This window comes from Catellatospora sp. NPDC049609 (genome assembly GCF_040675365.1).
GTDB lineage: Bacteria > Actinomycetota > Actinomycetes > Mycobacteriales > Micromonosporaceae > Catellatospora.
The window spans coordinates 1-3879 of sequence record NZ_JBFAOU010000348.1 but is presented as its reverse complement, the minus strand read 5'-3'; the positions used below and the strand labels follow the sequence as shown (position 1 = coordinate 3879).

At 75.7% G+C, this 3879-nt stretch carries 3 protein-coding genes; 2 read left to right on the top strand and 1 reads right to left on the bottom strand.

What is annotated here, in order from left to right; translation table 11 throughout:
* Positions 1–124: 124 nt before the first annotated feature.
* Complete coding sequence (locus AB0J67_RS39755) at positions 125–853, top strand: class I SAM-dependent methyltransferase (RefSeq protein WP_363490780.1); 729 nt, start codon at positions 125–127, stop codon at positions 851–853.
* A gap of 145 nt (positions 854–998) precedes the next feature.
* Positions 999–1412, top strand: a complete 414-nt coding sequence (locus AB0J67_RS39750) for a DUF4190 domain-containing protein (RefSeq protein WP_363490778.1) — start codon at positions 999–1001, stop codon at positions 1410–1412.
* A 23-nt stretch (positions 1413–1435) separates the two neighbouring features.
* On the opposite strand, the gene AB0J67_RS39745 is transcribed toward AB0J67_RS39750, so the two are convergent.
* The coding region (locus AB0J67_RS39745) for a tetratricopeptide repeat protein (protein ID WP_363490776.1) at positions 1436–3879 on the bottom strand (2444 nt) is incomplete at its 5' end.

Sequence of the window (3879 nt, the reverse complement as noted above, 5' to 3'; positions counted from 1 at the left end):
GCGCCGGGGGGGGGGGGCCCCCGCCCCCCCCCGGCCCCCCCACCCCGACGCCCCGGGCGCCGCGGGCGCGCCGCGGGGCCCCCGGGGTGGCGGCCGTCCGGCGACCGTCCCTACAGTCGCGCCCATGCCCGATCGCGCCTTCATCGAGCCCCGTCTCGCCGAGCTCTACGACCCGCTGGACCCCGACCGCGGTGACCTGGACGTCTACGCGGCGCTCGTCGACAAGTTCGGGGCGCGCAGCGTGCTGGACATCGGCTGCGGCACGGGCACCTTCGCCTGCCTGCTCGCCGGGCGCGGCATCGCCGTGACCGGGGTGGACCCGGCGGCCGCCTCGCTCGACCTGGCCCGGGGCAAGCCCGGTGCCGACCGGGTGCGGTGGGTCCTCGGGCAGGCCGGCGACCTGCCTCCGCTCCAGGTGGACCTGGCCACCATGACCGGCAACGTCGCCCAGGTCTTCCTCACCGACGAGGAGTGGACGGCGACGCTGCTCGCCGCGCGCGCCGCGCTGCGGCCCGGCGGGCGCCTGGTCTTCGAGACCCGCGACCCGGCGGCGCGGGGATGGCGGGAGTGGACCCGCGAGCGGTCCGACGAGCACACGGTCGTGCCCGGCGTCGGCGGCGTCCGCACCTGGGTGGAGCTGACCGGCGTGGGCGACGACCTGGTCTCGTTCCGGTGGACGTACGTGTTCGACGCCGACGGTGCGGTGCTGACGTCCGACTCGACGCTGCGCTTCCGTACCCGGGCCGAGGTCACGGCCTCGCTGGTGGCGGCCGGTTATGTCGTGGACGAGGTGCGCGGGGCGCCGGACCGGCCGGGCCGCGAGATGGTCTTCGTCGCCCGCCGCGGCGCCTGACACCGATCCGGCCGTGACGCAGACGCCTGCGCGCCCTGCACCTGTCCGTCGGTCACGGGTGGCAGGGCCTTCCGGCCCGCGATAACATGCCGTCGGCCCGGCCAGTGGGGTCGATCGATGCTCTGCGACGGGGAACGGGGCGACAGTGAGCGAGCAGCCGAGCGCGTACGAGCCCGCCGACCGGACACCACCGGCGTCGCCCGCGCCACTGCCGGCGCCGCTGCTGCAGACAGACGACACGCACGCGGTGGCCGTGTCCAAGGCCGCCTCCGCCGCGGTGGGCCACGCCAAGCGCTTCGTCAGCCGCAACAACGTGCTCGCCGTGCCCGCGCTGGTGCTGGCCTGCCTGGGCATCGTCACCTACGTGTGCGCGCCGGTCGGCGCCATCCTCGGCCACGTGGCACGCAGGCAGATCCGTGAACGCGGCCAGACCGGCAGCGGCTTCGCCCTCGCCGCGGTCGTCATCGGCTGGTCGGTGACCGGCCTGTACACCTGCGGCCTGGTGCTGCCCCTGGCCATCATCCTGCTCAAGGCCGGAGCGTTCGCCGCGATCTTCTAGCCGCGTCCGGGCAGGGCACGGGATCAGGTCGCGGCCGGGCCGGCGGCGGTCTGCGCCAGCAGGTGCTCCGCCGCCGTCAGGCCCCGGCGGTGTCCGGTCTCGCGCAGCAGCTCCCGTGCCTGCTCACCGAGGGCGCGCGCCCCGGCCGGTCGACCGGCGTGCAGCGCCGTGCGGGCCAGCTCCACCAGCGCGAGCGCCTCGACCACGCGGTAGCCGGCGCTGCGTGCCATCGCCAGCGCCCGCGTCGCGACGTCCTGTGCCTGCTCGTGCCGGCCCCCGGCGGTGAGCACACCGGCCTGCCCGATGAAGGCGACCGCTTCGGCATACCGGCGGCCCGCCGCCCGGGACAGCTCTCCTGCGGTCCGGTACATCTCCAGTGCCACGTCGCCGCAGCCCTGGCTGTGGTGGATGTCGGCGAGCGTGGTGAGGGTGTTGGCCTCCACCCGGCGGTCGCCACAGTCCCGGGTGATGGCGAGCGCGGACTCGGCGAGCCGCTGTGCTTCGGCGAGCTCGCCGTCGGACGCCCGCAGGGCCGCCAGGCACCGCAGGGTGTCGGCCTCCCCCGCCCGGTCGTTGATCTCACGGTGCGCCGCCAGCGCCGCGTCGAGGTGGGCAGCCGCCTGCTCGTCACCCAGCCAGTGGCCGACCTCGCCGAGATTGGTGAGGCACACGGCCTCGCCGCTGCGGGACGCCAGCCGGCGGTAGAGCAGCAGGCACCGCTGGTACAGGGAGTGCGCCTCGGCCAGGCCGCCGAGCTCGCCGTGGATCAGGGCGAGATTGCCCAGGTTGACCGCCTGCCCGGCGGTGCGTCCGGCGCGGACGTTCAGGCTCAGGCTCCGCGCCACGTGGTCGGCGGCCCGTCGCAGGTCGCCGCGGAGCCGGTACACCCCGCCGAGATTGCCGACGACCGTCGCCGCGCCCTCCGTCCAGTCGCTGCGCTCGCACAGCGCGAGCGCCCGGGTGTACGCATCCACGGCCTCGTCGTGCGCGCCCTGCCGCCAGCGCAGGTCGGCGATGCTGAGGTACGCGGCCGCCTGGGCCTGCTCGTCGCCTGCCGCTTCGGCGGCCCGCAGCGCCGCGGCCGCGCAGGCGTCCCATTCGGCCCCGAGCATCCGCAGGAAGAAGTAGCCGCGCAGGGTGTCGGCGAGCAGGTAGGAGCTGGACCCGCGGTCGGGTGCCGGGGCCGCGGTGATGACGGCGGTGAGGTTGGGACGTTCGGCGTCCAGCCAGCCGGAGGCGTGCACGTGGTCGGTGAAGGTCGCCGCCTCGACCGCGACGCCGGGTTTCCACGGCAGTCGCAGCAGCTGCGGATAGACCACGCGGGCGGCGTTGTCGGCGCTGTGCAGGTAGTAGGTGTGCAGCCGCTCGACCGCCTGCCGCGTCCAGGCCGGATCGTCCTCCTCCTTCACGAGGTCGCCTCCGTACTGGCGCAGCAGGTCGTGGAAGGCGAACCGGCCGTCGGCGACCTCCGCCAGCAGATGGGCCTCGGCCAGCTCGCGCAGCAGCGACTCGGCCCGCGCCGTGTCGGTGTCCAGCAGGGCGGCCGCCGCCGGCGCGGTGAAGTGCGGACCCGCCACCAGGCTCAGCGAACGGAACATCCGCCGGCCGGCTGGTTCGAGAGCGACGTACGACAGGTCGAACGTCGCGCGCACGGCGGTCTGGTCGTCCTCGGGCACCGCGAGCCGGGCCAGCCGGTGGTCGCCGTCGAGTTCCGCGACGTACGCGCCCACCGTGCGGTGCTGGCGGGTGCGCAGATCAGCGGCGGCGATGCGCAGTGCCAGCGGCAGGCCCGCACACAGCCGGACGAGGTCGCCCACGGCCGCGGGCTCGGCCCGCACGCGTGGCGCGCCGATGACCCGGGTGATCACCTCCTCGGCTTCGGCCGGGCTGAGCACGTCGAGGGTGACCGGGTGGGCGCCGTCGCGGGCGACGAGTCCGGTGAGGCGGTTGCGGCTGGTCACCACGACCAGGCCGGCTGATCCGCCGGGCAGCAGCGGGCGGACCTGCTCGGCGCTGTGCGCGTTGTCCAGCACCACGAGCAGCCGCCGGGACGCCGTCGTGGTGCGGTAGAGGTCCATGGCGTGCTCGGGGTTCGCGGGGATCTGCTCCGCGGGCACGGCCAGCGCGAGCAGCAGGCGCGACAGCGCTTCGTACCGGCCGAGCGGCGCCTCGACCGCGTGGCCGCGAAGGTCCAGGAAGAGCTGCCCGTCGGGGAACTCGCCGGCGGCACGGTATGCCCAGTGCACCGCGAGGGCGGTCTTGCCCATGCCCGCCCCGCCGCTGATCACCGCGATCGGCGTCACGCTCGACCCGGCCAGGCGGGCGGGCCGCAGCTCGTCGAGCTGTCCCAGGTAGCCGGCACGGCCGGTGAACCCCGGCGGATCGGGCGGCAGCAGCCGAGGTGCGATGCGCACCTGCGTCGGCTGCTCCGGCCCGGTCGACGGCAACGGCGACGCCGGCCGGCGCG